The following is a 14,116-nucleotide window of genomic DNA, read 5'->3' as shown; positions in this document are numbered from 1 at the left end:
ATCAACCGTCGACTATGGGGCGTCGTGCGCGCATTCTGATGAGCGTCCATCCGAGGCTCCGGGTCCGGGGTTACAGGCTTCGCAACCACAGCCTCGCGCGACACCCTCGGATGGACAACCTCCATAGCAACGACAGCTAGTTCAACGGTCCAACGACGGAACCCGGAACCGATGTGGTATCTGTACTGCCTCGTCCTCCTCGCCGGCGTCGCGAACGCTGTGCAGGCGGGACAGAACGGAGCCCTGGCGAAGAGCCTCGGCTGGTCGCTGAGTGCCGGCCTCGTGGTTGCCGCTGGAACGGCAACCTGCATCCTCGTGGTGGGGCTCTTATCCGGTAGGCTCTCGCTGCCGACGATGGCCCAGGCGCTGGAGGTTCCGTGGTGGGCCTGGTTCGGCGGCGTGCTCGGCGGCGGGATCGTCCTCGCGCAGCTCCTGGTGGCCCGCCAGATCGGAGCGGCTCCGTTCCTCGGGATGCTCGTGACGGCGGGCGTCGTCACCTCGATCCTGCTCGATCATTTCGGCTGGATCGGCTTCGAGCGTCACCCGGCAACGGTCTGGCGCATCCTCGGGGGTCTGCTGATGATCGGAGGCGTGGCCCTGGTGGCGACCTCCTAGCGCCGCGCCACGCCGACGGCACCCCCTCCGTTGCGACCTCGTACCCGTCTGGTTAGGACATGCCATGCATCGCTATTTTCCGGTTCTCATCGCCGCCGTGGCCATTCTCGCCGTCGGGATCCTGTATGCCTTCGTCCATCATGGCGAGACGGCGAACACGGCGCCCGTGCAGCGGACGGAGACCCGCTGATGCGCCGCCTCATGCCGTTGGTCATCCTGGGGCTGGCCGCGATCCTCGCCGTGATCTGGGTCGGCGTGTGGAATTTCGACGCGCTTCGGACCGAGCGGGCCGAGAATGGCGGAGCGCCGACCGTCCCGGCCTGTGATCCGAACAACAAGATCGGCAAGGCCGTGCTGCCAAATTGCCCGGACGCGTCGATCACCGCGACGTCGAAACCGTGACGCCGTCCCGAGCCTCACGTCGGTTTCGGCACTCTGCCGGTTGACCGGCGCCGGACCATGCCGGCGCCGAAAGACGTCGAGCCAAGCGCGATCCGGCTCGGTGAGCGCTTCAACGCGTCACTTCTTGACGACGAGACCCGGAAGGGTGGTGCCATTCTCGCCGAAATTGGCCAGCGCCTTGGCGCAATTGGCCGGAACGTCCTGGGAGTAGACGTCGGCATAGGCCTTCACCCGGAGGATCAACTCGCCACCGGCAAGGGCGTCCGGCTCGATGCCCAGGCCCCTGACCACCTGTTTGAAGGTCTCGTAGTTCGGCTTGGAATCGGTGCAGGATTCCGAGACGAACTGGAGAAGCCCGGCGAGCTTGGCGGCGGTGTTCTTCTGCCGCTCTTCTTTGGTGTCCGGCGGCGGAGGCGCATCCGGTGCGGGCTGTGCAGCGAGGGGTGCTGTGAGGCTCCCCAGCAGCAGCGAGGCGAGCAAGATCTGCTTCATGGATGGCGTTTCCTGTCTGTATTGTCGCCCGACTGTTCGCGTCAGTTCGACAATGCGCTTGCCCTGGCGAGGGCGGCACCGAAGCCGTTGAGCGGCACGGTGATGGTCGTCGGTTCGGTGGCATCCTGCTTCATGGCGAGGATGAGCAGGTTCTTGGCGGTCTTCATCGTATCGGTGGCGAGAGTCGGCAGGCTCACCGGCACGAGGCAGCCTTCCGAACTGCAGGCGTAATAGGGCGCACCCTTTCCGAGGACCGCATTGTCGAGCTTGAAACTCAGGCCCGGCTCGATCTGGAAGCCGAACGGCATCAGGATCAGCCCGTCGGTGCGGTCATTGGCGGGCGGCTTCAGCTCGATCGCGAATTCACGCCGGTTCTCGCGCTTCGACCCCTGGGCCTGGACGACGGAGCAGATCGTCGCCTGGTTCGCGCGGGAGCAATTGATGCTCCAATCGCCGTAGCTCTCGCTCAGGGCGCTGGCGCCCTCGGGCCATGCCGCCTTGGCGGGAGAGGCGGCCGGCGTCGCGGCGGGCGCGGTGGCGACAGGTGCGGCGGGTTTGGGAGCGGGCTTCGGCTTCGGCTTGGGTTTCGGCTTCGGTGCGGCCTCCGAGGCGGCCGGTGCGTCCATCTCCGGCGCGGCTTCCTGCGCCACGGCACCGTTCCAGGCCTGGCCGGTCGCGGCGAGCGACAGCACGCCGATCACGGGTAAAACATGCATCCAACGCATCAAGCGGGCTTCCGGCGTTCGAACGAGGTCCGACGTGCCGCCTAGCCTTCCCGGCCGACGAGCGCAATGCACACACCCGGATCGCGCGTCGTCTCCCACCGCCGATCCGACCGTCCGAGGCTGTTTGGGAAGCTCCGCCTCAGCGCCGCTTGTCGGAGAGGCCGCCCTGGTCGATGGCCGGCAACTCGTTGGGGCCGAGGCCCATGACGACGGGCTGCTGCGCCGGCGTCTGGCCGCGTGCACGGTTGGCAAGCGCCACCGTCAGCTTCTCCGCCGGCTCCGACTGCATCAGCGCCAGCACCTCTGCCATCTTGCGCGGATTCATCGCCAGGACGATGGGCACCAAGACGTCGAGGGAGAGCCTGTCGAAGACGCGGGCGGCATCCTTCGGCTTCATCGTCTCGTACATGGTGACGATGTTCTTCAGGCCGGCCTTCTCCGCCTCGGCCTTCTGCGCGCCGCTCCCGTCGGTCTTGTCCTCGTTGCGCTTGAGGTCGTCGACACCTTCTTCGAGCTTGCGCTCGGCGGTCCCGAGCATCTGCTCGCGCAGGTTCAGGGTCTCGTCGCGCTGCTTGAGGGCGTCGCGCCGGGCGGCGAGCTTTTCGAGGATGGCGCGCTCGCTGGCGGGCATCGGCTCCGGGGGCGGCGGCGGGCGCGGGGCGGGCGGTTCCGGCTCGGGGGCGGGTTTCTCCGGCTCCTTCGGCGTCACCGAGCCGGTGGTGAGCGGGTCGGCTCCTTCGTAATTGGTCCGGGCCTTGGCGAGGGCCCGGGCGAACTCCGGAAGCTGCACCGCCGACGAGGCGGGCTCCGGCTGGAGATCGTCGACCACGATCGCGGAGAGCTTGAGCACCAGCAACCCGACCGCCGCCAGAGTCACCGCATCGATGAGGCGCAGCTTGTAGGGGCGTGCCTGTCCGATGCCCGTCTGTCCGGGCTTCACCTGTCCGAGGCCCGCCTGTTTAAGGCGCAAGAGGAGACCCGGCTTCTTCACGCGGCGCGGCTCCGCAGGCGGCCGAGGGCGCGCTCGGACATGGCGAGGGCGGCCGCGGCGGCGACACCGAGACGTTCACCATTGGGGCTCGACGCGACGATCCTCGGCATCTCCTCGCCGTGAACCGGGGCAGTGCGGAACTCGGAGGGTCGGAGCTCCACGGAGGAAGGGGCGATCCGCGACGGCTGTGCATGCGACACGATGGCCGAGATGCGGGCGATCACGGTCTCGCCGGCCTGGACATGGGCGGACAGGTCGGCGGCGTAGCGCTCGGCGGTGCCGAGGCGGTCGGCCAGCGTCCGGTCGCATTCGTCGAGGGTGGCGCGCAGGCCGATGATCGCGCGCTCCGCCGTGGAGCTCGCCACGACGAGGTCGCCAATGGTCTGGCGCAGGCCGGCCTCGTCGGCCTTCATGCGGGTGATGCGCCGGCTCAGGCGCACGGACGAGACGATGCTGGCCACGAGGAGGATGGCGACGAGGACGTCGGCGGCGAGGGTGACGAGGAGGCTCATGCGCGGGTCACCCGTCGTTGCGGTTGTTCATGGAGGCCTCGAAGGCCTGGAGCGTGGTGCGGGAGCGCCGCAGCGGTCGCGTGAGCTGCACCGAGATGTTGTCGTCCACCCGGCCGATGCGCCCCTGCGTCAGGGCCCAGTCGCCGCAGCGGACGTTGATGAGGTCGGTGGGCTTGGTGTCGAACATCAGCGTGTCGCCGACCTTCAGGGACAGCACCCTCTTGAGGGGCAGCATCATCTCGTGGAGCACCGCCTCCATGGTGGCGTCGGCCTGCCAGATCTCGGTGGCGAGGTGGCTTTCCCAGGTGTGGTCGCGGCCGAGCTTCTCGCCCATGAAGCTCTGCATGAGCAGTTCACGGATCGGCTCGATGGTGGCGTAGGGGAACAGGATCTGGAGCTGGCCGCCGCGGCCGTCCATGTCGAGCTTGAGGCTGATCAGGATGGCGGCGTTGGCCGGCCGGGTGATCGTGGCGAAGCGCGGGTTGGTCTCGATCCGGTCGATGCCGAAGCGGACCGGCGAGAGCGGCTGGAACGAGAGTTCGAGGTCGCTGAGGATGATCTCCACGAGGCGCCGCACCAGCTGCATCTCGATGGTCGTGAACGGACGCCCGTCGAGGCGGGTCGAGGAGCCGCCGCGCTTGCCGCCGAGCAGCAGGTCGAGGGTCGAGTAGGCGAGGTTCGATTCCACCGTGACGAGGCCGGAATTCTCCCAGGCATCGGCCCGGAACACCCCGAGCAGGGTCGGCAGCGGAATGGCGTTGAGATAGTCGCCGAAGCGGACCGAGGTGATGTTGTCGAGGGTCACCTCGACGTTGTCCTGGAAGAAGTTGCGCAGGCTGGTCGACAACAACCGGATCATCCGGTCGAAGACGATTTCCAGCATCGGCAGGCGTTCGTACTGAACGACGCCCGAATCCACGATGGCGCGGACACCACCGGCGCCCGAGGCCGACAATTCGCGCAGGCTGAAGCCGAGGACGCCGTCGATCTCGTCCTGGTTGAGGATGCGATCGTTGCCGGCGAGTTCGGGGAGATTGTCGGTCTCCCCGTCCTCGATCATCGTCGCCCATTCGGCGGCGACGTCGCTGGCATGCGTGGTCGTGCCCTGCTCGGCGAGCGCCGCGCCCCACTCGTCGGCCAGCGAGGATTCGCCGCCTTCGGCGTTCTGCTCGATCAGGGCTGTCGCCCAATCGTCCTCTTCGATCTCGTCTTCGGGACCCGCCATGACCGTCTCGACACCGATATTGGGGTTACTGGACGATGACGTCCTTGAAGAGCACGGCCTCGGCCCGTGCCGGATGGATCGCGACGTTGACGCGCCGGAGCAGCTCTTCGCGCAGGCGGTAGAGCCCGGCGGAGCCGGCGAGGTCGCTGGCGCGCAATTCGCGCATGTAAACCTGGAACGTGTCCTCGATGCGCGGCATCAGAGGCTTCACCTCGCCCTCGACCTTGGCGTCCTTCAGTTCCAGGGAGACCTTGACCTTGGCGACGCGGGGCTTGTCCTGACCGGGCTCGTTGGTGAGGTTGATCGTCATCTCGCGGACGTCGAGGAAGACGAGGGGCTTCTTGACCTCGGCGACGGCCGGGTCGCCGAGGCCGTCGCCGGCCTTCTTCTTCATCATGACGTATCCGCCACCGCCGCCGGCCAGCAGCAGCACGGCCGCGCCAATGATGATGATCTTCTTCTTGCCGCCCTTCGGGGCTTCGCCTTCGGCGCCTTCCCCTTCCGCGGCAGGGGCCTTCTTGGGCTTCTTGGCCATGGAGCGCCCTCTTCGAATCCCGTCCCAGGGTGCCGGCGGCGATGATGGCTCGCGACCCCGTCGACAAAGATATCTTCGGTCACGGTTAACGTGTCGTTAAGGCGGCAAAAGCTGCCGGGTGCTTTCTGCCGCGGGGATGAAGGCGCGGCCGGAAAAGTCCAGGCATCACTCCAATCAAGACGTTGATTAAGAAAGATATTTTCTGATTTTTGCAGATGGCACGGCCCGTGCGGACATCCTTAACGTCGCCGCACCTCGAGGCCTTGTCGATCGATGCAGAACGCACTGTTTGTCGGAGTCTCCAGTCAGGTCGCCCTGCAGCGTGAGCTCGACGTCATCGCCAACAACATGGCGAACGTCTCGACCAATGGCTTCAAGGGCCGCAATACCCGCTTCCAGGAATACCTGATGCCGGTGGCGAGTGCCGACTCGTTCAAGCCCCAGGACCGGCGTGTCTCCTACGTCATCGACCAGGGCACCGCCCTCGATCTCGCCCAGGGGCCGATCGAGCAGACCGGCAACCCGCTCCATGTCGCCGTCCGCGGGGAAGCCTTCCTCGTGGTCCGCACGCCCAACGGCGACCGCTACACCCGCAACGGCGCATTCGAGACGGATGCGCAGGGCAATCTCGTCACCAGCGACGGTTACGCCGTCCAGGGCGAGGGCGGCCCGATCCAGATCAACGCCCAGGAGACCGGCCTCTCCATCGGGCCTGACGGCACGGTCTCCACCAATATCGGCATCCGCGGACGGGTCCGGATGGTGACCTTCGCCAATCCGCAGGCGCTCACCAACGAGGGCGCCAACCTCTACGCCTCCCAAGCGGCCCCCGTGGCCGCCGGCCTCAATGGCCGGCTCGAATCCGGAGCGCTCGAGCGCTCCAACGTCAAGCCCGTCATCGAGATGACCCGGCTGATGGACGTGAACCGCACCTACACCATGGTCTCGGGCGTGATCTCGCGCCTGGACGAATTGCGGGGCACGGCGATCCGCCGCCTCGCCGACGTCGCGTAAGGAATCAGACGATGCGCGCCCTCTACGCAGCCGCCACCGGCATGGCGGCCCAGGAACTCAACGTCCAGGTCATCTCGAACAACATCGCGAACCTGCGCACCACCGGCTACAAGCGCCAGCAGGCCCATTTCCAGGACCTGCTCTATCAGAACCTGCGCCGGGCCGGCTCCTCGACCTCGGACCAGAACACCCAGCTTCCGGCGGGCCTCGCCATCGGATCGGGCGTGAAGACGACCTCGACCGCCCGGACGATGTCGCAGGGCACGCTCACCTCGACGGAAAAGGAATACGACGTCGCCATCCGCGGCGAGGGCCTGTTCCGGGTCACGATGCCCGACGGCCGCATCGCCTATACCCGCGACGGCTCGTTCGACCTCTCCGCCCAGGGACAGCTCGTGACCCGCGACGGCTACCTCGTCGATCCGGGCATGACGGTGCCCAACAACGCGACCAGCGTCACGATCAGCGCGCAGGGCTCGGTCCAGGCGACCGTGCCGGGACAGACCGCGCCGCAGACCCTCGGCCAGTTCCAGCTCGCCCGCTTCGTCAACAAGGTCGGTCTGGAATCCATCGGCGACAACCTGTTCATCGAGACCGCCGCCTCGGGCCCCGCCATCAACGGCCTGCCGGGCTCGGAAGGCTTCGGCAACCTGCAGCAGAGCTATCTCGAAGAGGCGAACGTCAACGCCGTCAACGAGATCTCGTCCCTGATCGCGGCCCAGCGCGCCTACGAGATGAACTCGAAGGTCGTCACCGCCGCCGACCAGATGCTCTCGACCACCTCGCAGATGTTCCGCGGCTAGGGACCCGGCCGGCCCGTCCGGGCTGACCTCCCGATCTCGTGTCCTCGCTTCAGCCCGTCCCCGAAAGCGTCGTGCCATGTACGCCCTGAGACAGATCCACCCCGTACAGCGCAAGCGCGTCGCCACGCTCACGCCCGGCATCGTCGTGCGCGTCTTCATCGCCCTGGCGGCGTTCAGCTACATGACCGTCCATGTCCTCGCCGAGGAGGCCGGTCAGCGCGTCCGTCTGCGCGGCGACGTCACCGCACGCGGCGACATCCTGACCCTCGGCGATCTCGTGGAGGGTGCGCCGACGGATCTCGCGAGGCGACCGCTGTTCCGCGCTCCGGCGCTCGGCGCGTCGGGCACGATCCAGACCCGCCGCATCGCCGAGGCGGTCATGCCGCTCGGCCTCGGCGAGATCGAGACCGGCGGCCGCCAGCAGGTCTCGGTTCAACGCGCCGCCCGGCGCGTGGGCCCGACCGAGATCGAGGCCGCGATCAAGCGCGTGCTGGAAGCCTCCTACGGGCTCGACCAGCGCAACCTTGCGATCCGCCTCGACGGCGAGAACACGATCCTGCTCGCACCGGTCGATCTCGACGGACAGGCGACGGCCCTCGATCTCTCCTACGATCCCCGCCTCAAGCGGGTCGCCGCCCTCATCACCCTGGGCGAGCGCCAGGCGTCGCTGCGGGTCTCCGGTCAGGTCCAGGAAATCCGCGAGGTCCAGGTCCTGGCCCGCTCTCTCAACCGCGGCGACACGCTGGGCGCCGCCGACATCACCGTCGAACGCCGCCCTCGCGAGGCGACGCCGGCCGATGCCCAGGGCGGGTCTGCCGTCGCCACGGGTCAGGTCGCCCAGCGCAGCCTGAGCGCCGGCGCCGTCCTTCGCTCCGGCGACATCGCCCCGGCGGATCTGGTCCAGCGCGGCGAGGCCGTGACCATCGTGTTCGATGCGCCGGGCCTCAACCTCTCCCTGCGGGGCCAGGCCAACGAGAACGGGCGTCTCGGCGCCGCGATCACCGTCACAAATCCCGTCTCCAAGAAGATTCTCGCCGCCACCATCATCGGCCCCGGCCGCGTCTCGGTCAGTTCGCCCGCCAGCCTCGGCCGCCAGGCCAGCGCGACGTTCGATGCCGGACGCTGACGCCGCCCTCCCTACCGAACAACGCTGCCTCTCCATGGAAGCCCGGACCATGAGCAACCGTTCGACCCGCCGCCTCATCGCCAAGCCCATCATCGCCAAGCCCATCGCGCTCGCCGCCATCCTGCTGGCCTGCTCGGGCCTCGGCGCCTGCAACACCGTCGACCGGCTGTCGCAGATCGGCGCGACGCCGCCGCTCTCGGCCATCGAGGATCCGACGTCCCAGCCCGGCTACCGTCCGGTGCGCCTGCCGATGCCGGATATCCAGCCGGTTTCCTACGCGCCGAACTCCCTGTGGCGGACGGGATCACGCGCCTTCTTCAAGGATCAGCGCGCCGCGCGTATCGGCGATCTCGTCACGATAAAGGTCAATGTCACCGACAAGGCCAACCTGAACAACGAGACCAAGCGCTCGCGTTCCAATGCGGAGGGCCTGGGGCTTCCCAACGCGTTCGGCCTGGAGAGCAGCGCCGCCGTCGCCGCCGCCGGGATCAGCCCGGACAAGCTCATCACCGGAACATCGACCTCGTCCAGCGACGGCGCGGGCTCGGTTCAGCGCAACGAGACGGTGACCACGAACATCGCCGCCATCGTCAATCAGATCCTGCCCAACGGGAACCTCGTCGTGGAGGGCAAGCAGGAAATCCGGATTAATTTCGAGGTGCGCGAACTCATCGTCGCCGGCGTGGTACGGCCCGAGGACATCGAATCCGACAATACGATCGACTCGTCGAAGATCGCCCAGGCACGCATTGCCTATGGCGGCCGCGGTCAGATCACCGATGTGCAGCAGCCCCGCTACGGCCAGCAACTGGTCGACGTCCTGCTGCCGTTCTGAGCGGCCGCAGGACGCACGTTCTCAATGCTCGGTGCCGGGGCGGTTCGGACGTGGGGCCGTCCCATGGTTGTCGAGGAAGGCCGAGCGTTCGGGATCGTTTTTGAGCTTGGCGACACGGCCGCGTTGCCACATCGCCACGGCGATGACGATCCCCAACGTCACGACGGCGAGTACTAAGATCAGAATTTCGTTATTCATATCTGGATCCTCGATCGACACCAAAGTCGTATCGGGAATCGCGAGATGAGGGATAAGGTTCCGGACAGAGATAGATCAAATACAGCCAAGCTTTTATTTGATCTGCCGCCAAGGTCCGCTCGAAAACTTCGAGGCTGACCTTCGAAGATGTAGGCGTTTCCGGCGGATATAAAAATCTCTGCCCCGAAGACGCGCCTACATCTATGTTATTCGTCTCGGTAGACGCGCTCGCGTCGCTCATGCCGCTCCTGGGCTTCCAGCGACAGGGTGGCGATGGGCCGGGCATCGAGGCGCTTCAGGGAAATCGGCTCGCCGGTCTCCTCGCAATAGCCGTAGCTTCCGTCTTCGAGGCGGGAGAGCGCCGCATCGATCTTGCCGGTCAGCTTGCGCTGGCGGTCCCGCGCCCGGAGCTCGATCGCCCGGTCGGTTTCCGAAGACGCACGATCGGCGAGATCAGGATGATTCTCGTTCTCGGTCTGAAGTGCCACCAGCGTATCCTGTGCTTCGCGCAGGATATCGGCCTTCCATCCCACCAACTTGCGGCGGAAATACTCACGCTGCCGGTCATTCATGAACGGCTCGTTCTCGGACGGGACATAACCGTCCTCGATCTTGACTGTCGCCATCCTCGCCCCTTCGCAAGTCCGTCACAGCCGGTACGCGGCGATGTTTCGCGTGCCTATTACTGGAGGGCGCTCCGTACCACAACGCACCCTTTACCCCCAGCCTCATCCCAGGGCGTGATGGATGCAGTCTGCGACAAACACGCAACGGATGCATCGATCCCCGCGGAATGGGCCGGTTTCGGACAAATCCGCTGCACGAGCCAGGATCGAAGCAATCATGGGGCCGGTCTTAAAGCTCGCCGCCGCTGCGCGGGAGATCGGCCCGCGCCTCGTCGCGGTGCAGGTGCGCCCTTGCGGTGGCAGGGGTGCAACGCTCGGCGACGGTGCGCCGACCGGAAGGCAAGCGGATGGTCGTGGCCGGTATGCGACCGTGCCGGCGTGATTTATAGGATCGATCCGCGCGGGTCGGTCCATCGACCTCCCGGTATTCCGCCCCATAATGCAACCGTGGCCAATACGTGCCGGAGAGCCGATCCTTGCCGAAAGCCATTGCCGGACGGTCGGAGATTTTCGTCGGCGGGAGCGAGATGGCGGCCCTGATGCGGGCCAAGGATTGGACCCGGACGCCGCTCGGCCCGCCGGAAAGCTGGCCGGAGGCGCTGAAGGTCGCCCTGCGGATCCTACTGACGTCGCGGTTCGAGATGTGGCTCGGTTGGGGGCCGGACATCGCGTTCTTCTACAACGACGCCTATCGCCCGACCCTCGGCCTCAAGCACCCGGACTCGCTGGCCAAGCCCACGAAAATCCTCTGGGCCGAGATCTGGGACGATATCGAGGCGCGCATCCGCAGCGTCTACGAGGATGGCGAGGCGACCTGGGATCGCGGGCTTCTGCTGCTCCTGGAGCGCAACGGCTACCCGGAGGAGACCTATCATACCTTCTCCTACAGCCCCGTCATCGACGATGACGGATCGGTGGGCGGTCTGTTCTGCGCGGTCAGCGAGGAGACGGACCGGGTCATCAGCGAGCGGCGGCTCGGTATCCTGCGTCTCGTGGCCGAGAGTCTCGCGCGAGCGGAGACACGGTCCGACGCCCTCCAGGCCGCGGAAGCCAGCCTCGGCGAGGATCGCCGCGACCTGCCGTTCAGCGCGATCTATCTCTTCGACCAGGGAAGCGTGGCCCGCCTCGCCTCCACGACGGGGATATCGCCGGACCATGCCGCGCTGCCCAATTCCATCGATCCCACCGGCCCGCTCGGCTGGTGGCTGGGCGATACGGGACGCGAGACGGTCATCGATCTCGCCCCGGCGGAGGAATGGCCGACCGGCGACTGGTCGAGACCGCCGGCGAAGGCCGTGATCCTGCCGCTCATCGGACAGGGCGGCAGCGCACCGCTCGGCACCCTCATGGTCGGCCTCAATCCCCACCGGCCCTTCGACGCCGACTATCTCAGCTTCATCAAGCTTCTCGCCGGACAGGTTTCGTCGAGCCTCGCCAGCGTCTCGGCCTACGAGGCCGAGCGCGAGCGCAATGCCGTGCTGGCGGAAGCCGTGCGCATGCGGCAGGAGGCGGCCGAAGCCCTCCGGCAGGCCAATAACGCTCTCCTTTCCGAGGTTCGGCAGACGACGGCGGAGCGCGACCGCCTGCGCACGCTGTTCCAGGATGCGCCCGGCTTCATGTGCGTCCTGCGCGGGCCGTCCCATGTGTTCGAGTACACCAACGAGGCCTATCTCCAGCTCGTCGGTCAGCGCGACCTCATCGGTGTGAGCGTCCGCGAGGGACTGCCCGAGGTCGAAGGGCAAGGCTTCTTCGAACTCCTCGACGAGGTCTATGCCACGGGCCGGCCCTTCATCGGCCGCAACATGCTCGTGACCATTCAGTCCGGACGCGAGGGCATCCTCGAGCGACGCGTCCTCAACCTCGTCTACCAGCCGATCACGGAAGCGGACGGCACCGTCACCGGCATCTTCGCCGAGGGTCACGACGTCACCGACCGCGCCCTCGCGGAAGATGCCCTGAGGCGGCTCAACGAGACGCTGGAACAGCAGGTCCAGGCCCGCACGCAGGAGGTTCAGGAGCGGACGCAGGAGAGGGATCGGGCCTGGCGCCTGTCGCAGGACCTTCTCATGGTCGCCGAGACCGACAGCCGCATCGCCGCGATTAACACCGCCTGGACGACGCTCCTCGGCTGGACGGCCGAGGATCTCGCGGGTGTGTCCTTCGCGGATCTCGCCCATCCCGACGACCGCGACGCCACCTGCTCGACCTTCTCGGCCATCGTCCTCGAACCGCTCACCGACCCGTTCGAGTGCCGCTTGCGCCATATCGACGGCACCTACCGCTGGTTCGCCTGGACCGGCGCCTTCGAGGATGGAAGGGTCTATGCCAGCGGCCGCAACACTACGGCGGAGCGCGAGCAGGCGGCGGCTCTCGAACTCGCCGAGGACGCCCTGCGCCAGGCGCAGAAGATGGAGGCGGTGGGCCAACTCACCGGCGGCATCGCTCACGACTTCAACAACTTGCTGACCGGCATCGTCGGTTCCCTCGACCTGATGCAGACTCGGTTGTCGCAGGGCCGGATGGACAATATCGAGCGTTACGCCAAGGCGGCGATGTCCTCGGCCAACCGGGCCGCGGCCCTGACGCATCGGCTTCTCGCCTTCGCCAGACGTCAGCCGCTCGATCCGAAATCGGTCGATGCCAACTTGCTGATCGCATCGCTCGAAGATCTTCTGCGCCGGACGATCGGCGAGACGATCGCCCTCGACATCGCCATGGGGGAGGGGCTCTGGCCGACCCTGTGCGATCCGCATCAGCTCGAGAACGCGATCCTCAACCTCGCGATCAACGCCCGCGACGCCATGCCGGATGGCGGCCGCCTGCGCATCGAGACGGTCAACACCGAACTCGATCGCGCCTATGCCCGCCTGCATCCGGGCGTGGAGCCGGGCCAGTACATCTGCATCTCCGTCTCGGATACCGGCACCGGCATGCCGGCCGACGTGATCGCGCGGGCGTTCGATCCCTTCTTCACCACGAAGCCTCTGGGGCAGGGAACCGGCCTCGGCCTGTCGATGATCTATGGCTTCGCCCGACAGTCCGACGGTCACGCCAAGATCGATTCCCAGGTCGGGCATGGCACGGCCGTGAAGCTCTACCTGCCTCGCAGCGTCGACGGCGAAGCGGAGGCGGGCGCTGTCGAAGCCGGCGCCGAGGTTTCGCGCCTCGGGGATGGCGAGACGGTCCTCGTCGTGGAGGACGAGGCGGTGGTGCGCGACCTCATCGTCGATGTGCTGGTAGACCTCGGCTACCGGGCGATCTCCGCCCCGGACGGCCTTTCCGGGCTCAAGATCCTGCTCACCCAGGAGCGCGTCGATCTCCTGGTCACCGATGTCGGCTTGCCGGGCCTCAACGGTCGCCAGCTCGCGGATCAGGCTCGCGAGAGCAGGCCTTCGCTCAAGGTGCTGTTCATCACCGGCTATGCCGAGAACGCGATCTTCGGTAACGGCCAACTCGATCCGGGCATGCAGATGATCACCAAGCCGTTCCCGGTGGAAACCCTGGCGGGTCGCATCCGCGACATGATGGAAAGCTGAGCGGCGAGGGCGTCGGCCCAAATCCGGGCCGTTCGGATCAGGCGGCCTGCCCCGCCGCCAGCTTGGCGAGCTCCACCGCCGCGCGGAGCTCGATATCGGCGATGAGCCCGTCGAGGCGTGGGTCGCCGCTGCTCCCGGCCCGCTCGGAGAGCCGGCTCGCGATGGCCTGGAGCTCGCGCGTCGAGACCCGGCCCATGACCAGCGAGGCCTTGAGCCGGTCGAGACCGTCGAGGAGGTCGTGGCCGCGCTTGGCGAAACGGCGGCGGCGCTCGCCCGGCTGCTCCTCCCGGCTTTGCAGCGTCAGGATCGCGTCGAGCCCGGCCAGCGACGTCGCCGGTGCAGAGGCAGCGGACGATGCAGCAGCGGCCGTCTCACCCCCCACCAGGAAGGCCTGGGACGCATCCGCCTTGCGCGGCGACGGCGAGGCGGCGGCGAGGGCCTGTGAGGCGGGGCGGTTATCGACGCGCATGGGCCGTCTCCG

General features: G+C 67.2%; 17 protein-coding genes. 8 read left to right on the top strand and 9 right to left on the bottom strand.

The window, feature by feature from the left end; all coding sequences use genetic code 11:
• Positions 1–171: 171 nt before the first annotated feature.
• From ACFQ4G_RS14755 to ACFQ4G_RS14745, 3 genes are all read left to right on the top strand, one after another.
• The gene (locus ACFQ4G_RS14755) at positions 172–615 is read left to right on the top strand and encodes a DMT family transporter (RefSeq protein WP_238204495.1); all 444 of its coding nucleotides are present in this window, start codon (positions 172–174) and stop codon (positions 613–615) included.
• Between the two features lie 64 nt (positions 616–679).
• Entirely contained in the window at positions 680–805 is a 126-nt protein-coding gene (locus ACFQ4G_RS14750; RefSeq protein ID WP_379040464.1) for a hypothetical protein, read from the top strand.
• A complete protein-coding gene (locus ACFQ4G_RS14745) occupies positions 805–1,017 on the top strand; it encodes a hypothetical protein (RefSeq protein WP_238204494.1) in 213 nt (70 codons plus the stop codon). Before ACFQ4G_RS14750 ends, ACFQ4G_RS14745 begins: the two co-directional genes overlap by 1 nt.
• 117 nt (positions 1,018–1,134) lie before the next feature.
• On the opposite strand, the gene ACFQ4G_RS14740 is transcribed toward ACFQ4G_RS14745, so the two are convergent.
• The 6 genes from ACFQ4G_RS14740 to fliL all read right to left on the bottom strand — a co-directional run bounded on the left by ACFQ4G_RS14740 (position 1,135) and on the right by fliL (position 5,497).
• Positions 1,135–1,509 (bottom strand): hypothetical protein, encoded by a 375-nt coding sequence (locus ACFQ4G_RS14740; protein ID WP_238204493.1) that lies wholly within the window; start codon positions 1,507–1,509, stop codon positions 1,135–1,137.
• A 41-nt stretch (positions 1,510–1,550) separates the two neighbouring features.
• Positions 1,551–2,234 (bottom strand): invasion associated locus B family protein, encoded by a 684-nt coding sequence (locus ACFQ4G_RS14735; RefSeq protein ID WP_238204492.1) that lies wholly within the window; start codon positions 2,232–2,234, stop codon positions 1,551–1,553.
• Positions 2,235–2,373: 139 nt separating this feature from the next.
• Positions 2,374–3,174, bottom strand: coding sequence for a MotE family protein (locus tag ACFQ4G_RS14730; protein ID WP_238204516.1), 801 nt, complete (start codon positions 3,172–3,174; stop codon positions 2,374–2,376).
• Between the two features lie 47 nt (positions 3,175–3,221).
• Entirely contained in the window at positions 3,222–3,737 is a 516-nt protein-coding gene (locus ACFQ4G_RS14725) for a DUF6468 domain-containing protein (protein ID WP_238204490.1), read from the bottom strand.
• A 7-nt stretch (positions 3,738–3,744) separates the two neighbouring features.
• Complete coding sequence (gene fliM / locus ACFQ4G_RS14720) at positions 3,745–4,962, bottom strand: flagellar motor switch protein FliM (protein ID WP_238204488.1); 1,218 nt, start codon at positions 4,960–4,962, stop codon at positions 3,745–3,747.
• A 25-nt stretch (positions 4,963–4,987) separates the two neighbouring features.
• Positions 4,988–5,497, bottom strand: coding sequence for a flagellar basal body-associated protein FliL (fliL, locus tag ACFQ4G_RS14715; RefSeq protein ID WP_238204486.1), 510 nt, complete (start codon positions 5,495–5,497; stop codon positions 4,988–4,990).
• 273 nt (positions 5,498–5,770) lie between these two features.
• Here fliL and flgF point away from each other — a divergent pair, with 273 nt between their 5' ends.
• The 4 genes from flgF to flgH all read left to right on the top strand — a co-directional run bounded on the left by flgF (position 5,771) and on the right by flgH (position 9,275).
• Positions 5,771–6,511: a flagellar basal-body rod protein FlgF gene (gene flgF, locus ACFQ4G_RS14710; RefSeq protein WP_238204485.1), complete on the top strand. Its 741-nt coding sequence runs from the start codon at positions 5,771–5,773 to the stop codon at positions 6,509–6,511.
• Positions 6,512–6,522: 11 nt separating this feature from the next.
• Positions 6,523–7,314, top strand: a complete 792-nt coding sequence (gene flgG / locus ACFQ4G_RS14705; RefSeq protein ID WP_238204483.1) for a flagellar basal-body rod protein FlgG — start codon at positions 6,523–6,525, stop codon at positions 7,312–7,314.
• A gap of 76 nt (positions 7,315–7,390) precedes the next feature.
• A complete protein-coding gene (gene flgA / locus ACFQ4G_RS14700; RefSeq protein WP_238204481.1) occupies positions 7,391–8,440 on the top strand; it encodes a flagellar basal body P-ring formation chaperone FlgA in 1,050 nt (349 codons plus the stop codon).
• Positions 8,441–8,489: 49 nt separating this feature from the next.
• Entirely contained in the window at positions 8,490–9,275 is a 786-nt protein-coding gene (gene flgH / locus ACFQ4G_RS14695; protein WP_238204479.1) for a flagellar basal body L-ring protein FlgH, read from the top strand.
• 21 nt (positions 9,276–9,296) lie between these two features.
• Here the strand turns inward: flgH and ACFQ4G_RS14690 are convergent, their stop codons facing one another.
• Together ACFQ4G_RS14690 and dksA are read right to left on the bottom strand one after the other, a co-directional pair.
• The gene (locus ACFQ4G_RS14690; RefSeq protein ID WP_238204478.1) at positions 9,297–9,473 is read right to left on the bottom strand and encodes a hypothetical protein; all 177 of its coding nucleotides are present in this window, start codon (positions 9,471–9,473) and stop codon (positions 9,297–9,299) included.
• A 206-nt stretch (positions 9,474–9,679) separates the two neighbouring features.
• Entirely contained in the window at positions 9,680–10,099 is a 420-nt protein-coding gene (gene dksA, locus ACFQ4G_RS14685; RefSeq protein WP_238204476.1) for an RNA polymerase-binding protein DksA, read from the bottom strand.
• A gap of 527 nt (positions 10,100–10,626) precedes the next feature.
• On the opposite strand from dksA, the gene ACFQ4G_RS14680 reads away from it, so the two are divergent.
• The gene (locus ACFQ4G_RS14680; RefSeq protein ID WP_238204515.1) at positions 10,627–13,635 is read left to right on the top strand and encodes a PAS domain-containing protein; all 3,009 of its coding nucleotides are present in this window, start codon (positions 10,627–10,629) and stop codon (positions 13,633–13,635) included.
• 37 nt (positions 13,636–13,672) lie between these two features.
• Here the strand turns inward: ACFQ4G_RS14680 and ACFQ4G_RS14675 are convergent, their stop codons facing one another.
• Positions 13,673–14,104: a flagellar assembly protein FliX gene (locus ACFQ4G_RS14675; protein ID WP_238204474.1), complete on the bottom strand. Its 432-nt coding sequence runs from the start codon at positions 14,102–14,104 to the stop codon at positions 13,673–13,675.
• Between the last annotated feature and the right edge of the window lie 12 nt (positions 14,105–14,116).

The sequence above is a fragment of the Methylobacterium marchantiae genome, assembly GCF_042679825.1.
GTDB classification, from domain to species: Bacteria; Pseudomonadota; Alphaproteobacteria; order Rhizobiales; family Beijerinckiaceae; genus Methylobacterium; species Methylobacterium marchantiae.
This window is presented reverse-complemented; position numbering and strand designations above follow the sequence as displayed.

Excerpts from the sequence above, each read along its gene's own strand:
- ACFQ4G_RS14755 (WP_238204495.1), top strand. The coding sequence starts at position 172 with ATGTGGTATCTGTACTGCCTCGTCCTCCTCGCCGGCGTCGCGAACGCT.
- ACFQ4G_RS14750 (WP_379040464.1), top strand. The coding sequence starts at position 680 with ATGCATCGCTATTTTCCGGTTCTCATCGCCGCCGTGGCCATTCTCGCC.
- ACFQ4G_RS14745 (WP_238204494.1), top strand. The coding sequence starts at position 805 with ATGCGCCGCCTCATGCCGTTGGTCATCCTGGGGCTGGCCGCGATCCTC.
- ACFQ4G_RS14740 (WP_238204493.1), bottom strand. The coding sequence starts at position 1,509 with ATGAAGCAGATCTTGCTCGCCTCGCTGCTGCTGGGGAGCCTCACAGCA.
- ACFQ4G_RS14735 (WP_238204492.1), bottom strand. The coding sequence starts at position 2,234 with ATGCGTTGGATGCATGTTTTACCCGTGATCGGCGTGCTGTCGCTCGCC.
- ACFQ4G_RS14725 (WP_238204490.1), bottom strand. The coding sequence starts at position 3,737 with ATGAGCCTCCTCGTCACCCTCGCCGCCGACGTCCTCGTCGCCATCCTC.
- fliM (WP_238204488.1), bottom strand. The coding sequence starts at position 4,962 with ATGGCGGGTCCCGAAGACGAGATCGAAGAGGACGATTGGGCGACAGCC.
- fliL (WP_238204486.1), bottom strand. The coding sequence starts at position 5,497 with ATGGCCAAGAAGCCCAAGAAGGCCCCTGCCGCGGAAGGGGAAGGCGCC.
- flgF (WP_238204485.1), top strand. The coding sequence starts at position 5,771 with ATGCAGAACGCACTGTTTGTCGGAGTCTCCAGTCAGGTCGCCCTGCAG.
- flgG (WP_238204483.1), top strand. The coding sequence starts at position 6,523 with ATGCGCGCCCTCTACGCAGCCGCCACCGGCATGGCGGCCCAGGAACTC.
- flgA (WP_238204481.1), top strand. The coding sequence starts at position 7,391 with ATGTACGCCCTGAGACAGATCCACCCCGTACAGCGCAAGCGCGTCGCC.
- flgH (WP_238204479.1), top strand. The coding sequence starts at position 8,490 with ATGAGCAACCGTTCGACCCGCCGCCTCATCGCCAAGCCCATCATCGCC.
- ACFQ4G_RS14690 (WP_238204478.1), bottom strand. The coding sequence starts at position 9,473 with ATGAATAACGAAATTCTGATCTTAGTACTCGCCGTCGTGACGTTGGGG.
- dksA (WP_238204476.1), bottom strand. The coding sequence starts at position 10,099 with ATGGCGACAGTCAAGATCGAGGACGGTTATGTCCCGTCCGAGAACGAG.
- ACFQ4G_RS14680 (WP_238204515.1), top strand. The coding sequence starts at position 10,627 with ATGGCGGCCCTGATGCGGGCCAAGGATTGGACCCGGACGCCGCTCGGC.
- ACFQ4G_RS14675 (WP_238204474.1), bottom strand. The coding sequence starts at position 14,104 with ATGCGCGTCGATAACCGCCCCGCCTCACAGGCCCTCGCCGCCGCCTCG.